The sequence below is a fragment of the Flavimaricola marinus genome, assembly GCF_900184895.1.
In the GTDB taxonomy this organism is placed as follows: Bacteria; Pseudomonadota; Alphaproteobacteria; order Rhodobacterales; family Rhodobacteraceae; genus Flavimaricola; species Flavimaricola marinus.
Window position 1 is genome coordinate 247,412 of the sequence record NZ_FXZK01000005.1, and the last position, 15,511, is coordinate 262,922.

Here is a 15,511-nt window from a genome sequence, read left to right on the forward strand (position 1 = left end):
CATGATACTCTCTTGCGGCGAAGCCTTGATCGACATGTTGCCGCGCAGCTCTGACAAAGGGGAACCCGCGTTTGCCCCCTATGCGGGCGGCGCCGTGTTCAACACCGCCATCGCCCTCGGTCGGCTCGGGGCGCCGGCGGGGTTCTTCTCCGGCCTCTCCTCCGATCTCTTCGGCGATCAGCTACGCGAGGTGCTGGCCGCGTCCAAGGTCGACACGTCGCCGGCCCACACCGCGGACCGGCCCACCACGCTGGCCTTCGTGCGGCTGGTGGACGGTCAGGCGACCTACGCCTTCTACGACGAGAATACCGCAGGCCGGATGCTGACAGAGGCCGATCTGCCAGCAGTCGAGGCTGAGGCGCTGTTCTTTGGCGGCATCTCGTTGGTGGGCGAACCCTGCGGCAGCACCTACGAGGCGCTGCAGGCCCGCGAATCCGCCCGGCGCGTGACGATGATCGATCCCAACATCCGGCCGAGCTTCATCGTCGACGAGGCACCCTACCGGGCCCGGATCGACCGGATGCTCAGCCGCGCCGATATCGTCAAACTCTCTGACGAGGATCTGCACTGGCTGATGGGCAACGGCGATTCCGCCGGTCTCGCCCGTGACATCCTCGCCATGGGGCCGAAACTCGTCTGCATCACCGAAGGCTCCAAAGGCGCCACCGGCTATACTGCCGACGAGACGGTCTTTGTCGAATCGCTGAAGGTGCAGGTGGCCGATACGGTCGGGGCCGGCGATACCTTCAACGCCGGCGTTCTGGCCTCGCTGCATCAATCAGGCGCGCTGACCAAGGACCGGATCGGCAACCTCGATGCCACTACCGTCCGCTCGGCGCTGACCCTCGGTGCCAGGGCCGCCGCCGTCACCGTCAGCCGCCCCGGCGCCAATCCGCCCTGGGCCCACGAATTGTGAGAGCCCTCGTCCAGCGGGTCACGCAGGCCAGCGTCAGCGTGGCCGGCCGGCAGATCGGCCAGTGCGGACCGGGCCTGATGATCCTCGTCTGCGCCATGCAGGGCGACAGCGACGACAAGCCGGCGCTCTTGGCCAGCAAAGTCGCCAAACTGCGGATCTTCAAGGACGAAGCAGGTAAGATGAACCGCAGCCTGCTCGACACCGGCGGCAGCGCCCTCGTGGTCAGCCAGTTCACGCTGGCCGCCGATACCTCGCGGGGCAACCGGCCGGGCTTCTCGGCAGCGGCCGATCCTGCCACCGGCGAACGGCTCTACACCGCCTTTGCGCAATCGCTGCGCGACCTCGGCATCGCGACCGAGACCGGGCAATTCGGCGCCGACATGGCCGTCAGCCTCACCAACGATGGCCCGATCACCATCAGCCTCGAGCTTTAGCGCCGCGCCGATCTTCTTTGGGTCAAAAATATCCCCCCCGGAGGGTCCGCCATTGGCCAGACGGCGCGCAGATCAGCAGCTGCGCGCAAAGACCAGCACCCAGATCGGACCTTGCGGGCCCTGCGCGATGCCCAGCCCCATAGAGGTGGCCCGGTCGAGTTGGATATTGCGGCGATGCCCGTCCGAGCGCATCCATCCGGCAATCACCTGCGCGGGATCGGAATAGCCCCAGGCAAGGTTCTCCGCCGTCAGGCACGTCGGGAAACCAGTTCGCTCGACACGCTCGTGCGAATTCGACCCGTCCGTGCCGCGATGGCTCATCACGGCTGCCCTCGCAACATCGCAGGCATGGGCCTGAGCCGCCTGCGCGAGCCTCCGGTCCGGGGACAGAGCGCCAAGCGAGGCCACGCCGCGCTGCGCATTGACACCCGCATATATGCCCTGCGCCAACGACGCGGCATTGCCGGGCGCGGCGCATTGCGCCGCCACGGCGACCGGCCAGAGCAGCAGCATCAGCGCCAGAGCCAGCCTCACCCCGATCTCCCCAAGAGCCGCGATCCGGCGAACGACAACGCCGCGACGCAGACGATCGTTGGCCCCACCGGCGTGTCGAACCAGATCGCGGATTGCAGCCCGATCAGCGCCGCCGCTCCTGCCAGCCCCATGGACACCAGCGCCATCGCCTCTGGTGTCCGGGCAAAGCCGCGTGCCGCCGCAGCCGGGATGATCAACAGGGCGGTGATCAGCAGGGCCCCCACCACCTTGATCGCCACCGCCACGACGAGCGACAAAAGCAGCGTCAGGATGATCTGCTCGCGCCTCGGGTCGATGCCCGCCGCATAGGCCAGATCGGGGCTCAGCGTCGCGGTCAGCAGGCGCGACCACTGCCACCAGAGGACACCGACCACCAAGGCTCCCCCGCCCCAGATCACCGCCAGATCGCCCCGGCTCACCGTCAGCACATCGCCAAAGAGGTAGGCGTCCAGATCGACCCGCGTGCCGGGGATCAGCGCCACGGCCACCAGTCCCAGCGCCAGCGCGGAATGCGCCAGCACGCCCAGCACCGTGTTCACCTCCGGTCCCCGAGCCTCCAGCCGGTGCAGGATCAGCGCCATCGCCAGGGCCACCGCCAGCACCCCGGCAAAGACCGAGACCGAGAACGCCAGAGACAGGGCCACGCCAAGGATCGCCGCATGGGCGGTCGCATCGCCGAAATAGGCCATCCGGCGCCAGACCACGAAGCAGCCCAAAAGGCCCGCCGCCAACGCCGTGCCGAGGCCCGCCAAGGCCGCGCGGATCAGGAAATCGTCCAGCATCACTCGGCCGCCTCATGGCTGTGATCGTGACTATGATCGTGACTGTGATCGTGGCCGTGGTCATGCATATGATCGTGATCGTGCTCATGGCGATAGAGCGCCAGCGCCCCACCGGTGCCGGTCCCGAACAGCTCGCGATAGGCCGGGGCCGCACGAACAACCTCCGGCGTGCCCTCACAGCAGATATGGCCATTGAGACAAATCACCCGATCCGAGGCGCTCATCACCACGTGCAGTTCGTGGCTGACCATCAGCACCGCACAGCCCAGCTTGGCGCGGACCTCTTCGATCTGGCGATAGAACGCCGCCTGCCCGGGCTGGTCCAGCCCTTGGGTCGGCTCGTCGAGGATCAACAGATCCGGCCCATGCATCACCGCCCGGGCGAGCAGCACCCGTTGAAACTGGCCGCCCGACAGGTCCACCATCTGGCGCTGCGCCACCCCGGCGACACCGGCCGCCTCGAGCGCCTCTTGAGCCGCCGCGTCGCTGACCCGCACAGGCAGGTCCAGAAACCGGCGCACCGTCATCGGCAGGGTGCTGTCGATCCGCAGGCTTTGCGGCACATAGCCAAGGCGCAGCCCCTTGGCGCGGCGCACCCGGCCCTTGCTTGGCGCAATCGCCCCGATCAGGGCGCGCAGCATCGTCGACTTGCCCGATCCGTTCGGGCCGACGATCGTGACGATCTCGCCCTTCTGGATGTTCAGGCTGACGCCCTGCACCGCCACGGCCTTGCCATGCCGGACCTCGACGCCCTCGGCACTGATCAGCGCGGTCATGCCGCCGGCTCCTGACAGCCCGGACACAGCCCCTCGGCCTCGACCACGGTTTGTTCAATGACAAAGCCCGCCGCCTTGGCCGACGCGCTCAAGGGCGGCTCGCCCTCGGCCTCGGCCACGGCGCCGCAGCCCCGGCAGATCATGAAGGCCGGATCGTGCACCGCACCCGGATGTGCGCAGGCGACAAAGGCATTGAGCCGCTCGATCCGGTGGGCAAAGCCCTGCTCGGTCAGAAACGCCAAGGCGCGATAGGCCACCGGCGGCTTGGAGCCAAGCCCCTCGGCCGCCAACCGTTCGAGCACGTCATAGGCCCCCATCGCCGCATGCGCTTCGAGCAGGATCTCGAGCACCCGGCGGCGCACCGGGGTGAACTGCGCCCCACGCGCCGCACAGGCCACTTCGGCGGCGGCAATCGCGCTGCGCTTGCACGCACCGTGATCGTGTTTGGCAAATCCTTGCGGACTGGCAGATTGGGCCATTTCGGCTCTTTCCTTGTGTTACGTTATAACATATCAGTTTAGCGATTGATGTCCCAAACCGCAAGAGTCCCCATGTCCCGTTTGCCTCTGATTGTCCCTTTCGTTGCCCTGCCCGTCTCTGCCATGGCCGATGCCCCGCGCGTCCTGGTCGACACCCCGGCGCTGCACAGCATCACCGCCACCGTCATGGCGGGCGCCGGCACGCCGGATCTGCTGTTGCCGCCGGGCGCCTCGCCGCACGATTTCGCGCTGCGGCCCTCGGACGCGGCCGCGCTGGCCGACGCACAGGTGATCTTCTGGGTCGGGGCCGGGCTGACGCCGTGGCTGGCCGAACCCGTCGAGACCTTGGGCGGCCAAGCCACCCGGATCGCGCTGCTCGACACCGACGGCTGGCAGACGTTGCCGCTCCGGGATTGGGACGATGGTCACGACCACGACCATGACGACCATGACGACCATGACGACCATGACGACCATGACGACCATGACGACCATGACGACCATGACGACCATGACGACCATGACGACCATGACGACCATGACGACCATGACGACCATGACGAACACGGCATGCACGATGGCGCAAGCATCGATCCGCACGCTTGGCTCGATCCGCAGGTGGCCAGCGACTGGGCCATGACCATCGCAGCGACGCTCGCCTCCCAAGACCCGGACAACGCCGCCCTCTACCTGCAGAACGCCGAAGGCTTCGCCGTCGAGAATACCCAGCTTATCAATGACCTGACGGCACAACTCGAGCCGCTGGCCGGGCGTGGCTACATCGTCCCGCACGATGCGTTCCAATACTTCGAGGCGCGGTTCGACATGCCGGCCACCGGCACGATCAGTCTGTCAGATGCCCAGATGCCGACGCCCGGCGCCTTGGCCGAGCTGCGCGATCTGGCCCGGTCCGAAGAGATCACCTGTATCCTGACCGATCCGCAAACCAACCCCGCCTGGGCCACGCTCGTGGCCGAAGGCACGGGCGCACGGCTGGAGCCCGCCGACAGCGAAGGGATCACGCTCGCCCCCGGCCCCGATCTCTACGACGCGCTTCTGCGCAATCTGGGCACCGCCCTAGAGACCTGCCTCAGCGGCGATTGACGCCTGTCGGACTTTGCCCTCTGCTGCGGCTGAACCGCAATGGGAGGCGCAGATGGACGATTTCTTCAAGCTCGGGTTGGAAAAGCGCAAGGCGACACTTGGGGCCGACTACGTCGAGGCGCAGTTGGCCAACGCCGACGATTTCTCCAAACCGTTCCAAGAGGCGATGACCGCGTGGTGCTGGGGCTTTGGCTGGGGGGACGAGACCATCGACGCCAAGACGCGCTCGATGATGAACCTCACGATGATCGCGGCACTGGGCAAGATGCACGAATGGGAACTGCACCTCAAAGGGGCGCTCAACAACGGGGTGCGCCGCGGCGAGGTGCAATCCATCCTGCACGCCATCGCGATCTACTGCGGGGTGCCGCAAGGGGTCGAATGCTTCCGGGTGGCGCGCAAGGTTTTTGCCGAGATCGACGGCGAGACAGGAAAACCCGACTAGGCAACAACGGCTTAAGGCGTCACAACTGGGGCCATGAAACGGACGCTCCTGATCGGCCTTGCGGCCCTGATCGTCGGCGCAGGCACAGCCCTGCGGCCCGGCGCCTTTGATTTCGCCGCGCCCTCGACGGCCTTTGCCCGGGCATTGCCCACGGCGCGAGATGCCTCCGACGAGGGCATCATCACCTTCGCCTTCGGCGATTGGGGGGCGCTCAGTTCGGACACCCTGCGCACCTCGGCCTCGCCGTGGAAACTGGCCAACGCCGCGCTGGCGCTGCAAGCCCATGACGGCGACGCGGAGGCCGCCGGCGTGGCGGATATCGCGGGCATCTACCGGTCATTCGGGTTTCACAGCCCCACCAGCATCGGAAATTGGCCCGCAGGGCTGGAGGAGCCGCCGTTGCTCAGCCCGCTGGGGCAGAATGTCGGCACCGCGCTGAACACATGGCCGCCTGTCGGGGCGACGGTCGCCAATATCGGCTGCGCCTCCTGCCATTCCTCGGTGATGTATCTGCCGGACGGCAGCCCCGATACCACGCGCACCTGGCTTGGGATGCCGAACGGGTCGATCAACCTGGAGGCCTATACCCAAACGCTCTTCACCGCCGTGCGGGACTACGCGGGCGACGCGGGCAAGCTGATGAGTGTGATGGACAGCCTCTATCCGCAGACCGATTGGCGCGAGCGGCTGACGCTGCGCTATGCGATCCTGCCCGAATTCCAGCAAGCGATTGCAGAGCGGGACGCCGAATTCGGTCGGCTGCTGCCGTTCCGGGCCTCGCTTGCAGGGGCGACCAACGGGCTCGACAGCCTGCAAAACCGGCTTGGGCTGATCCCCGAAGGGGTGGTGCTGACCGAGAGCATCTTCAACTCCGTTCCCGATCTGGGCGGGCGGTTGTGGCGGACGAAGCTGCTCAATTCGGGCACCTACGCAATCGCCGGGATCGATCATTCGGTGGCCATCGAGGCGGCCGACATCACGGATGCGCACAGGCGAGGGCTGGCCGGGATCATCGCTTATTTCACCGTGCCCTCCATGGGTGTGACCGAGGCGGTGGCCGAAGCGCATATCGACGACGCCACGGCGATCACGGCCTGGATGCAGGACTACGCACCGCAGCCCTTCCCGGGAGAGATCGACATGGCGCTCGCCGCCACCGGTCAGCAGATCTACGCCGCCGGCTGCGCGGAATGCCACGGCAGCTACGACGACAGCCTGACCAACCCGGAATTGACCAGCTTTCCGAACTGGGAGGGCGACATCGGCACGGACCCGCAGCGGGCGCGGCTGTTGACCCAGACCATCGCCGACGCGGTCAATGGCGGCACCTTCGGGCCCTATATCAACGCGCGCACGGTAACGGGCTATACCGCCCCACCGCTGACGGGCATCTGGGCCTCGGCCCCCTATTTCCATAACGGAGCCGTCCCGACCCTGTGGCACATGATGCGGCCCGAGACCCGGCCGGCGGTGTTCGAGGTAGGCGGCCACCGGCTCGATCTGGCGCGTGTCGGGATCGACCTGTCGCCGCCAGCGGACTACGTGCCGTGGTCGATCCCGGCAGAGGTCGACACCGCGGCCTTCGGGCTGTCCGCCGGGGGGCACGAGGTCGGTTTCGACGTGCTCGGCGAGGCGGAGAAGGACGCTCTGCTGGAATACCTCAAGCTGCTCTGATCCGGCGGACGCGCGCTTCGCGCGCGACATCTTTTCCGCAGCCTTCGGCTGCTCATGATTTTTGAGTTTTCTGGCCAAGATGAAGCTCAGAGCGCCTTGCCGAAAAGGTGAAGTCGGTGCAGCCTGCGGGCGCCCGACTTTTCCTTTTGGGCCAGCGATGCCCCGTTGCTGTCCCCGATCCAGGTGTTGCCGAGATGGGTGTAGCCGGCCTTTTGCGCCGCGAGGATCACCCGCCGCAGGACCACCGGATTGATCCCTTGCCCCTGCAGGTCGGGCATGACCCCAGAAAAGATCAGCACCGCTCGCCGGTTCGTCATCCGGTGCCGGATGAAATGATATGGCGCGCTAAGCCGCATCCGCGAGCCGATCCGCTTGAGGAACGGATTGAGGTCCGGGATGCAGATGATGCAAGCCGCCGGTGTTCCGTTGTGATGCAGAACGGCAGAGATCCGGGGGTCCATCACCCATTTCATGTCCTTGGCTTGAAAGTGGAATTCCTCTGCGCTCACCGGTACGAACATCGGGTTCTTCGCGAAAGAGGCGTTGAGGATCAGCCTCGCCTCCTCCATCCGGGTGGGGATCGTCGCGCGGCTGATCGGGGCAAAGCTGAACGCGGGATCGTCGAGTATCGCTTGTTGCTTAGGCCCGATGGCAGGGGCGCTGGCCGTCGTCAGGTCCACTTCGAACGTGGTCATACCAAAGCTGGGCGCATAGCCGTTTGCCTCGAGCAGCCGTGCGATATGGGGTGGCGACCATACCAGATCGGTATAGGGCGCCGCGTCAAAGCCATCCGTGACGACTCCGATCTGCTGCATTGCCGTGAGGTTGAAATTGCCCATGATCTCGGTCAGCCCCTTGGCCCGGAGCCAACCTTCGGCCTGCTGCAAGAGAGCCATCGCAACCGAATGATCGTCCACGCAGTCAAAGTATCCGAAGTAGCCCCGTCTCAGCCCATGCACCCGGTTCGACGCCCCGTGGACATGCGCCGTGATCCGCCCGACGATCCGGCCACCCTGATGCGCGGTCCAATAAGACAGATCGCTGCCCGGATCGGAAAACAACGGGTTCTTGTGCAAGTCGAGAAACCGTTTCAGGTCCGACTTCAGCGGAGAGACATAGCCGCTCTGCGCCCCATAGGCCGCGAACGGTGCGTCGAAAAACGCGGCAAAGTCCCCCTGCCTCACCTCAATACTCATCACCGTACCTCCTTGATGGAGACAGTGTATCTTGGCGGACGCGCCCAGCCCAGAGCGCCTTTGTGCTTCTTTTGGCCCCAAATACGGCCCCCGGAGGGTCGCTCGCCACAGGGCCGCCGGTCAGAAATCCGTCGGAGCCCCGCCTTCTGCCTTGCGCCGGGTCACAAAGGCTTCGAGCTCCTCGCGAATCCCGTCGTCCATCGGCGGTGGTTCGAACCCGGCGACGATCTCCTTGTAGAGCCGGTGCGCCCGTTCGGCAGTCCACAGACCACCCGCCAACTCCCAAGCCTCGTAGTTGCGCCAGTCACTGACAAAGGGCTGATAGAAGGCGTCTTCGTACCGATCCTGGGTGTGCTGAATGCCAAAGAAATGGCCGTTGGGCCCGACCTCCTTGATAGCATCAATCGCGATATCGTCCGGGGAGGTGGCGACTACTTCCGGCTCCAGATACCGCTGGATCATCTGGATCACTTCGCAATCCATGACGAATTTCTCCGGGCTCGCGATCAAGCCGCCTTCGAGCCATCCCGCCGCATGATAGACGATGTTGGTGCCCGACTGGACAGCTGACCACAGCGAATTGCTGGTTTCCCACATCGCCTGCCCGTCGGGGACGTTCGCCGCGCACACGCCGCTCGCCCGCATCGGCAGCCCATAGTACCGGGCCATCTGACCGGTCATCTGCGTCGCCCGCATGTATTCCGGAGTGCCGAAAGCCGGTGCGCCCGATTTCATGTCCACGTTCGACGTGAAGGTGCCGATCACGCAGGGCGCTCCGGGGCGCACGTATTGGAACAGGGCGATCGCCGACAAGGCTTCGGCGATCGACAAGGTCACCGCGCCCGACATGGTCACCGGCGCCATCGCGCCCGCCAAGGTAAAGGGGGTGACGATCACCGCCTGCCCCTTGCGGATGCAGCGCAGACAGCCGTCGATCATCGGAATGTCGTGCTTCAGCGGCGAGGTCGAGTTGATGTTGGTATACATATGCGGCTTGGCGGCGAATTGCTCTTCGGTCAGCCCCCCCGCGATCCGGACCATCTCCATCACGTCCTCGACCCGCTCTGCCCCAAGGGAATAGGCATGGGCGACCTTGTCGGTCAGCGTCATCTTGTCGAACACCACGTCCAGATGGCGCACACTGGCATGAACGTCGACCGGCTCGACAGGATAGCCGCCGGCAAAGTGGATGCAGTTGAAATACTGGGTCAGTTTCAACAGATTGGCGCATTGCGCACGGGTGCCGGAGACCTTCCTGCCGATCTCCAGATCCCAGTAGTTGGGCGGGCTCGAGACGTTGCCGAACAGGATATGCCCGCCGCCGATGGTGATCTTGCGATCCGGGTTGCGCGGGGTGATGTCGAACTGCGCCGGAGCGGTGGACAGCATCTCCATCACCCAATCGCGGCCCATCCGCACATTGGTGCCGTTCACGGTGCATCCCGCCTCGCGGAACAGCTCCAGCGCCTCCTCGTTCAGAAACTCGATCCCGATTTCCTCGAGGATACGCATTGCCCCGTCGTGGATCGCCTGCACACCCTCCTCGCGAAGCGGCTCCGTCGGGCGATCCGTGTTCAGCGGAATCCGCCACGGCATCTGCGCAAACAGGGATTGGCTGCGCCGGGCGGTGTTGGCGGCTCTGCCGCCGCTGCGCCGTTTGCGAAGGATGTCGTCGGCCATGTCAGAGCTCCCAAGAGGTGGCTCCAGACTGTCTCAGGCGTGGACAGAGCGCCGATCCGTCCACGACGCCAGAGGTCGGTTTCAGGTCATCGCTGTGCCGCGATCCACGCCGGAAGGGTGGCGATCGAAGGCAGGACCACTTCGGCGAGCGGCGCCAGGTCCTCGGCCCTGGCAAGCCCGGTCAGAACGCCCACCGGGCGCATCCCCGCCGCCCGCGCGGCGACGAGGTCATGCCGGCTGTCACCGACCATCAGACAGGCGGCAGGGGCGGCCCCGGCGGCCTTGGCAAAGGCCAGAAGCTGTCCCGGCGCCGGCTTGCCTCCGAAACCCGAATCGTAGCCCGCAATGAAATCGAACAGGGGCTCCACGCCCGCCGCAGCTAGGTGCGCGCGCGCCGGTGCCTCGGCATCGTTGGTGGCCACGCCGAGGGCCAGCCCCATGCCGCGAAGCTCCGTCAGGAACGGCGCGAGGTCCGTCGCCGGGGTCTGCGGCACGTCCTCTGCGATGCCGTTCATCCGGTCGCTCAGCCCGCGCCGCGTGTCATCCGGAAACAGTGGCAAAAGCGCCTGCGCGATCTCTTCGGTCGTATGGGCGATGACGATGCTGTGGGGCAGAAACCGGTGCCCCGCTAGATCGTATCCCAGCGCATCCGCCAGAGCCGCCAGCCGGACAGAATCGCCCTTGGCTTCCGAAATCAGAAAGTTCTGGCACCATGCGCTCCATGTGGCGTGAAAGTCGAACAAGGTGCCGTCCTTGTCGAACACAACCGCTTGAATCGGCGGGGCGCTCACGTCCACTCGACCTTTTCGGCGCCGGGCAGAGCGTATCTGGCACGCAGCGGCGTCTCGTAGGGGACGGCCACGCTGTCGCAGAATTCCATCACCCAAGAGTCGTCCATCGTCAGGAATTCGAGCACCGAGGCCAGAAACGCGGGATCCACAGCGCGAGCGGCCGCATCCTCCGCACTCGCCCCGGTTGAACCCAGAAAAACCGGCCATAGTTCGTCGTTCGAGGCGAGCCAGCCAAGCGCCTGAATTGCAACGGTTTCTGCTTGATTAGGCGTCATTTCGCCACCTCTGGGGTATGTGGAAACTGTTTCTTAACCATTGAAGCCGCATGTTGTGAGGGGAAGGGCGAAACGCCCAAGGAAGGGTTGCAGAATGTCGGGCCGACTGATGATTGTCGAGAGCATCGCGACCAATCGGATCGCATTGCGCTCCGCGTTGGAGGCAGCGCACTATACCGTCTTCTGCTGCTCCAGCGTGGCAGAGGCACGCGGACAGATGGCGGCCTTTGCTCCGGACGCGATCTTGCTCGATATCGGTACGACCGCCGCCGCTGCACTTGGCTTCTGTAGCGAAGTGACAGGCACGTGCGGGCCGGCAGCAGGGCGGCGCAATGCGCCGTCATGGGATTGCGCCTCCAAATCCGACATCAAGACGTTGAAACCCCGCGGCGCGGCGATCTACGCCCCCGTCCCCGTCATCGCGATGGTCGAACCGGGGCGAAATGCGGCCCGGCTCGCGGCCTTGCGGGCCGGCGCCACGGATGTCTTCGAAAAGCCCACGAACCGGCCGGTGCTGCTCGCCCGGCTGCGCAGCCTGCTGCGGCTGAGGGATGCCGCGGCAGAGTTGCGGCCCCGCGCCGAAATGCAGATGGCGCTCGGATTTGCCGAGGAGGGCACCGAATTCGGCCACTCCCGCAGGATCGTCGTGCTGACCCGGCGGCCCAAGGCGCTTGGTCCCGCGCTCAACGAGGTTGCGGAAGGCAAGGATTTCACCATCGACCTGCAGCCACCTTCGGCCGATTTCCCCGATATCGACGCCGGACAGGACCCCGATCTGTTCATCATCGACAGCGTCGCCGGCGGGCTTGGGCCGGGCGATCTTTTCCGATTGCTCGCCGATCTGCGCAGCCGCTCGCCGCTGCGCCACGCCGCGCAACTCGTGATCCTGCCCGAGGACGCGCCCGACCTCGCGGCCATGTCGCTGGATCTCGGCGCCAACGACCTCGTCACCGATCAGGTCAGCAGCGCCGAACTGGCGCACCGCATCGAAGCCTTGCTCAAGCACAAGATCGCCTTCGATCAGCTGCGTGCCAGCGTCAAGAGCGGCTTGGAGGCGGCAATCACCGACCCGCTCACCGGGCTCTACAACCGGCGCTACGCGCTGTCGCAGCTGTCGCGGATGGCAGCGGATGTCTCCCGCACCGGCCGCAGCTTTGCCGCCATGGTCATCGATATCGATCACTTCAAGCTGATCAACGACCGGCATGGCCATATCGTCGGCGACCGGGTCTTGATCAACGTCGCGCAGCGGCTTCGCGAAACCCTGCGCAGCGGCGATTTCGTCGCCCGCATCGGTGGCGAGGAATTCCTTGTGGCGATGGGCAACACCACCCAGGAGGACGCCCGGCATCTGGCCGAAAAGCTACGCCGCGCCATCAGCGACACGAGCTTCGACGTCACATCACTGGAATCCACGACCAACAAGTTGTCCAAGATCAATGTGCCTGTGACGATTTCCGTCGGCGTCGCAATGGGCTCCGAAGACTGCCAGTCTGAGGCCGGCATCAGCGAGCTCTACGCGCGCGCCGATGCGGCGCTCTACGCGGCCAAGACCGCGGGCCGAAACATGGTCACCCTCAGCAGCACCGCCGCCTGACGCTTCGGCACGCGAACGAAAACGGGGTCGGCAGATGCCGACCCCGTTTCACGCATTCATGCCTTCGCAGCGACGGCTCAGTCGCGGCGATCGTCGCCCCGATTGTCGTCGGACCGTCGCGGGCCGGCCTGCTGCAGCAATCGGTCCGCAAGGTCCGCCCGCGCTTCTGGGGTCAGCGCGGCGATATAGGCCACCATGGCCGCCTGCGCGCTGTCCTGAACCCCGCTCCATTGTTGGCGCTGCCTGCTCAACATCGCGGCCAAGGCGTCAGGGTCGAACGGCTCCTCGACCAGCACGCCGGCCAACTCCGAAACCGCCCGCCCCCGCTCTTCGCGGCGCGGCAGGCGAGCACCCTCCATCCGGCTCAGCGACCGACCCAGCTCGCGCCGGGCATCCTGATCCAGCGACGCCCCCAAGGGCCCGAGCGACAGATCGTAGTTGCGCGGAGGTCCGCCGGCCGATTTGAACTTGTAGGCCGTCCCGACGGCCAAGCCGACGAGCAGCAGATTGAGCGTCAGCGAGATCACCAAAACGGCGCGCAGCCAGCCAGAGGGCGGGGCGGGAACCTTGTCCAGTTCAGATGTCATAGCTCAGCCCTCCAACTCGAACGGGTCGGTCAGACCCAGCAAATCCACGCTCACGGTCTCGCCCAGCATTTCGGCGACCATCTGGTCCACCGCGGCGGGGGGCGCCACACCGAGCCATAGCCCGGCCACCCCGGCCATCGCCATGCCGCCCAGCACAGGCCAGCCGCCAAGGGTGGCCAGCCAGTTGCGCCAGCCCAGCCGCGGCGCTTCTGGCGGCGCAGCGGGCACCGGGCGGGACGCTTCGGCATCCGCCAGAATGCGGGCCATCAGATCGTCGCTGGGCACCGGGTCGGGCGCACCCGCCACATCGGCCAAGAGCGCGTCGAGGGCGTCCATCTCTGCTTTTGTCGGTTCAACCATCGTCATACCCCAGTTCTGCCTTGCGTCCGGCCAGCACAGCCGCAAGCGCGCGTTTGCCACGGGCAGTCAGACTTTCGACCGCCTCGGTGCTGATGTCCATGATGGCGGCGATGTCCGGATTGGACAGGCCCTCCAGATGCCGCAGGCTCACCGCCTGTGCCTGCCTGTCGGGCAGGCTGGCCAGAGCGTCGGCAAGCGCCTTGAGCCGCGACCGGCCCTGTATTTGATCGGCCACCGAATCCGTATCGTCCAGCGGCTCGGCCACTGCGTCCAGCGGCACGGTGCGCCGTTTGCGCAGCCGGTCGGTGCACAGGTTTGCCGTCACCCGGTAAAGCCAAGTGCTCACGCGGGCCTCGCCCTGCCGCCACTCCGGCGCGATCTTCCAAAGGCGCATCATCGCCTCTTGGGCCACGTCCTCGGCCTCGGCCTGATCGGCCAGCAACCGGTTGGCCTGAGCCAGCACGCGAGGCGTCAGCCGGATCATCAAATCCCTTGCGGCCGTGGCATCGCCATTGGCATAGGCCACCAGCAGCGCCCCGTCCGTATCGGGCGCCTCCTGGGTCTCGTCCGCCTTGATCTGTGCGCTCATCATCACTGATCGTCGTAGCCCCGTTGCGTCGTCGCGTCCATGGCAGGGAGGCGCGCCCCCCTGCCCGTTGATCTCGGATAGGCCGTGGATCAGCCGCGGTTGCGAGGACCATGGTCCCCTCCGCCGTGGTGACGGCGGCCTTCACCGTCGCGCCGTCCATCGCGATCACCGCGGCGGTCGGCCATCTTCTCCAGAGCGGCGGCGAACTCCTCTTCCGAGATGGCACCGTCTTCGTCAGTGTCGAACCGGGCAAACATGCGCTCCATGCCCTGTTCTGGGCCTGCGTTCATCTCGTCGGCCTGCAGCAGACCGTCGTCGTTCGCGTCCAACCGGTCGATCATCCGGCTGGCCCGCTCGGTGGCCCGCTCGAGCATCCGCTCGGTGGCATCGGCAGTGGCACGGGCGATCAGCTCGGCCTCGGAAAGGGCGCCGTCGCCATCGGTATCGGCAGCGGCAAACCGTTCGGCCTGCAGAGCCACGAGATCCTCCGGTGTCAGCATGCCGTCGGCATTGCTGTCGAGCGTCGAGAACTCCAGATCTGGGCCGTTCGGGCCACCAACGCCGCGTTCCTGGGCGTCGACCGCCGTGACAAACAGCCCGGCCACGATCGCGCTCATCAACAGTGTGGTTTTCATCGGATATTTCCTTGTGTTACGCCTTGTTTTCACCGACCTTCTGTGCCGGTTATGCTTCTTCAACGCGCACCGGCCCGGGTTCCGTCGCAGGTCTGCGTAAATAGTTTGCAGGCGCTTGCAGCCGGGGGCGACATCCCGCCGCAACAGCGCCCTGGGGGCTTTTCTTTTCAGCGCAGATGGCGCAGTTAAGCGTGAGATAGGATCGTTTTCATGTCACAGCACGTCCCCCAGAACGCCGCCGCTAGCGGCGACGCAGACGCCATCGCTTCGGCCAACCTCGCCTCGAATGAAGAGCGCCCGACCAAGCCCGCAATGCTGCGCGGCTTTCGGCGGTGCTGCCCCAATTGCGGGCGCGGGCAGTTGTTTGACGGCTATCTCAAGGTGAACAAGACCTGCGCCGTCTGCGGGCAGGAGCTTTACCACCACCGGGCGGACGACGGGCCGGCCTATCTGACGATCCTGATCGTCGGGCATCTGATGGCCCCGCTGATCCACATCGTGTTCACCCAGTTCCGGCCCGACCCTTGGGTGATGGCGACCGGGTTCACCATCTTTTGCGTGGCGCTGTCCCTGTATCTGTTGCCGCGGCTCAAGGGGGTCGTCGTGGCGATCCAATGGGCGCGGCGGATGCACGGCTTCGGCGCTCCGGCCTAGCCG

19 protein-coding genes are annotated in these 15,511 nt (G+C 65.9%); 7 read left to right on the plus strand and 12 right to left on the minus strand.

All coding sequences use genetic code 11. From position 1 onward, the window contains the following. Window position 1: 1 nt before the first annotated feature. Complete coding sequence (locus tag LOM8899_RS14340) at window positions 2-916, plus strand: carbohydrate kinase family protein (RefSeq protein ID WP_093992903.1); 915 nt, start codon at window positions 2-4, stop codon at window positions 914-916. Continuing rightward, the gene (gene dtd / locus LOM8899_RS14345) at window positions 913-1,350 is read left to right on the plus strand and encodes a D-aminoacyl-tRNA deacylase (RefSeq protein ID WP_093992904.1); all 438 of its coding nucleotides are present in this window, start codon (window positions 913-915) and stop codon (window positions 1,348-1,350) included. Before LOM8899_RS14340 ends, dtd begins: the two co-directional genes overlap by 4 nt. A gap of 72 nt (window positions 1,351-1,422) precedes the next feature. On the opposite strand, the gene LOM8899_RS14350 is transcribed toward dtd, so the two are convergent. The 4 genes from LOM8899_RS14350 to LOM8899_RS14365 are packed head-to-tail and all read right to left on the minus strand — an operon-like array spanning window position 1,423 to window position 3,921. Beyond that, a complete protein-coding gene (locus LOM8899_RS14350) occupies window positions 1,423-1,884 on the minus strand; it encodes a CAP domain-containing protein (RefSeq protein WP_093992905.1) in 462 nt (153 codons plus the stop codon). After that, window positions 1,881-2,666 (minus strand): metal ABC transporter permease, encoded by a 786-nt coding sequence (locus LOM8899_RS14355; protein ID WP_093992906.1) that lies wholly within the window; start codon window positions 2,664-2,666, stop codon window positions 1,881-1,883. Before LOM8899_RS14355 ends, LOM8899_RS14350 begins: the two co-directional genes overlap by 4 nt. Next, a complete protein-coding gene (locus tag LOM8899_RS14360) occupies window positions 2,666-3,442 on the minus strand; it encodes an ATP-binding cassette domain-containing protein (RefSeq protein ID WP_093993020.1) in 777 nt (258 codons plus the stop codon). The genes LOM8899_RS14355 and LOM8899_RS14360 overlap by 1 nt, the downstream gene beginning before the upstream one ends. Beyond that, window positions 3,439-3,921: a helix-turn-helix domain-containing protein gene (locus LOM8899_RS14365; protein ID WP_093992907.1), complete on the minus strand. Its 483-nt coding sequence runs from the start codon at window positions 3,919-3,921 to the stop codon at window positions 3,439-3,441. The genes LOM8899_RS14360 and LOM8899_RS14365 overlap by 4 nt, the downstream gene beginning before the upstream one ends. 72 nt (window positions 3,922-3,993) lie before the next feature. Here LOM8899_RS14365 and LOM8899_RS14370 point away from each other — a divergent pair, with 72 nt between their 5' ends. The 3 genes from LOM8899_RS14370 to LOM8899_RS14380 are packed head-to-tail and all read left to right on the plus strand — an operon-like array spanning window position 3,994 to window position 7,144. Next, window positions 3,994-5,025, plus strand: a complete 1,032-nt coding sequence (locus tag LOM8899_RS14370) for a zinc ABC transporter substrate-binding protein (protein WP_093992908.1) — start codon at window positions 3,994-3,996, stop codon at window positions 5,023-5,025. Between the two features lie 52 nt (window positions 5,026-5,077). After that, on the plus strand, window positions 5,078-5,470 hold the full coding sequence (locus tag LOM8899_RS14375; RefSeq protein ID WP_093992909.1) for a carboxymuconolactone decarboxylase family protein: 393 nt from the start codon (window positions 5,078-5,080) through the stop codon (window positions 5,468-5,470). A gap of 33 nt (window positions 5,471-5,503) precedes the next feature. Continuing rightward, complete coding sequence (locus LOM8899_RS14380) at window positions 5,504-7,144, plus strand: c-type cytochrome (protein ID WP_093992910.1); 1,641 nt, start codon at window positions 5,504-5,506, stop codon at window positions 7,142-7,144. Between the two features lie 86 nt (window positions 7,145-7,230). Here the strand turns inward: LOM8899_RS14380 and LOM8899_RS14385 are convergent, their stop codons facing one another. The 4 genes from LOM8899_RS14385 to LOM8899_RS23720 form a co-directional block, all read right to left on the minus strand. Further along, on the minus strand, window positions 7,231-8,340 hold the full coding sequence (locus LOM8899_RS14385; RefSeq protein ID WP_093992911.1) for a GNAT family N-acetyltransferase: 1,110 nt from the start codon (window positions 8,338-8,340) through the stop codon (window positions 7,231-7,233). A gap of 120 nt (window positions 8,341-8,460) precedes the next feature. Continuing rightward, complete coding sequence (locus tag LOM8899_RS14390) at window positions 8,461-10,020, minus strand: trimethylamine methyltransferase family protein (protein ID WP_093992912.1); 1,560 nt, start codon at window positions 10,018-10,020, stop codon at window positions 8,461-8,463. Window positions 10,021-10,106: 86 nt separating this feature from the next. Further along, window positions 10,107-10,811: an HAD family hydrolase gene (locus tag LOM8899_RS14395; RefSeq protein WP_245820545.1), complete on the minus strand. Its 705-nt coding sequence runs from the start codon at window positions 10,809-10,811 to the stop codon at window positions 10,107-10,109. Beyond that, window positions 10,808-11,086 (minus strand): DUF3572 domain-containing protein, encoded by a 279-nt coding sequence (locus tag LOM8899_RS23720; protein WP_245820546.1) that lies wholly within the window; start codon window positions 11,084-11,086, stop codon window positions 10,808-10,810. The genes LOM8899_RS14395 and LOM8899_RS23720 overlap by 4 nt, the downstream gene beginning before the upstream one ends. A gap of 94 nt (window positions 11,087-11,180) precedes the next feature. On the opposite strand from LOM8899_RS23720, the gene LOM8899_RS14400 reads away from it, so the two are divergent. Continuing rightward, on the plus strand, window positions 11,181-12,683 hold the full coding sequence (locus LOM8899_RS14400) for a response regulator (RefSeq protein WP_093992914.1): 1,503 nt from the start codon (window positions 11,181-11,183) through the stop codon (window positions 12,681-12,683). Between the two features lie 77 nt (window positions 12,684-12,760). Here the strand turns inward: LOM8899_RS14400 and LOM8899_RS14405 are convergent, their stop codons facing one another. The 4 genes from LOM8899_RS14405 to LOM8899_RS14420 all read right to left on the minus strand — a co-directional run bounded on the left by LOM8899_RS14405 (window position 12,761) and on the right by LOM8899_RS14420 (window position 14,854). Further along, complete coding sequence (locus tag LOM8899_RS14405) at window positions 12,761-13,270, minus strand: periplasmic heavy metal sensor (RefSeq protein ID WP_093992915.1); 510 nt, start codon at window positions 13,268-13,270, stop codon at window positions 12,761-12,763. Between the two features lie 3 nt (window positions 13,271-13,273). Beyond that, window positions 13,274-13,630 carry a UPF0449 family protein gene (locus LOM8899_RS14410; RefSeq protein ID WP_245820547.1) on the minus strand — a complete coding sequence of 119 codons (357 nt, stop codon included), beginning with the start codon at window positions 13,628-13,630 and terminating at the stop codon, window positions 13,274-13,276. Beyond that, a complete protein-coding gene (locus LOM8899_RS14415; protein WP_245820548.1) occupies window positions 13,623-14,222 on the minus strand; it encodes an RNA polymerase sigma factor in 600 nt (199 codons plus the stop codon). Before LOM8899_RS14415 ends, LOM8899_RS14410 begins: the two co-directional genes overlap by 8 nt. A gap of 86 nt (window positions 14,223-14,308) precedes the next feature. Further along, on the minus strand, window positions 14,309-14,854 hold the full coding sequence (locus tag LOM8899_RS14420; protein WP_093992916.1) for an EF-hand domain-containing protein: 546 nt from the start codon (window positions 14,852-14,854) through the stop codon (window positions 14,309-14,311). A gap of 312 nt (window positions 14,855-15,166) precedes the next feature. Here LOM8899_RS14420 and LOM8899_RS14425 point away from each other — a divergent pair, with 312 nt between their 5' ends. Further along, window positions 15,167-15,508 (plus strand): DUF983 domain-containing protein, encoded by a 342-nt coding sequence (locus LOM8899_RS14425; protein WP_245820552.1) that lies wholly within the window; start codon window positions 15,167-15,169, stop codon window positions 15,506-15,508. Window positions 15,509-15,511: the final 3 nt, after the last annotated feature.

Coding starts and splice junctions, on each gene's coding strand:
- LOM8899_RS14340 (WP_093992903.1), top strand. CDS start 2: ATGATACTCTCTTGCGGCGAAGCCTTGATCGACATGTTGCCGCGCAGC.
- LOM8899_RS14355 (WP_093992906.1), bottom strand. CDS start 2,666: ATGCTGGACGATTTCCTGATCCGCGCGGCCTTGGCGGGCCTCGGCACG.
- LOM8899_RS14360 (WP_093993020.1), bottom strand. CDS start 3,442: ATGACCGCGCTGATCAGTGCCGAGGGCGTCGAGGTCCGGCATGGCAAG.
- LOM8899_RS14365 (WP_093992907.1), bottom strand. CDS start 3,921: ATGGCCCAATCTGCCAGTCCGCAAGGATTTGCCAAACACGATCACGGT.
- LOM8899_RS14370 (WP_093992908.1), top strand. CDS start 3,994: ATGTCCCGTTTGCCTCTGATTGTCCCTTTCGTTGCCCTGCCCGTCTCT.
- LOM8899_RS14375 (WP_093992909.1), top strand. CDS start 5,078: ATGGACGATTTCTTCAAGCTCGGGTTGGAAAAGCGCAAGGCGACACTT.
- LOM8899_RS14380 (WP_093992910.1), top strand. CDS start 5,504: ATGAAACGGACGCTCCTGATCGGCCTTGCGGCCCTGATCGTCGGCGCA.
- LOM8899_RS14385 (WP_093992911.1), bottom strand. CDS start 8,340: ATGAGTATTGAGGTGAGGCAGGGGGACTTTGCCGCGTTTTTCGACGCA.
- LOM8899_RS14390 (WP_093992912.1), bottom strand. CDS start 10,020: ATGGCCGACGACATCCTTCGCAAACGGCGCAGCGGCGGCAGAGCCGCC.
- LOM8899_RS23720 (WP_245820546.1), bottom strand. CDS start 11,086: ATGACGCCTAATCAAGCAGAAACCGTTGCAATTCAGGCGCTTGGCTGG.
- LOM8899_RS14400 (WP_093992914.1), top strand. CDS start 11,181: ATGTCGGGCCGACTGATGATTGTCGAGAGCATCGCGACCAATCGGATC.
- LOM8899_RS14405 (WP_093992915.1), bottom strand. CDS start 13,270: ATGACATCTGAACTGGACAAGGTTCCCGCCCCGCCCTCTGGCTGGCTG.
- LOM8899_RS14410 (WP_245820547.1), bottom strand. CDS start 13,630: ATGGTTGAACCGACAAAAGCAGAGATGGACGCCCTCGACGCGCTCTTG.
- LOM8899_RS14415 (WP_245820548.1), bottom strand. CDS start 14,222: ATGATGAGCGCACAGATCAAGGCGGACGAGACCCAGGAGGCGCCCGAT.
- LOM8899_RS14420 (WP_093992916.1), bottom strand. CDS start 14,854: ATGAAAACCACACTGTTGATGAGCGCGATCGTGGCCGGGCTGTTTGTC.
- LOM8899_RS14425 (WP_245820552.1), top strand. CDS start 15,167: ATGCTGCGCGGCTTTCGGCGGTGCTGCCCCAATTGCGGGCGCGGGCAG.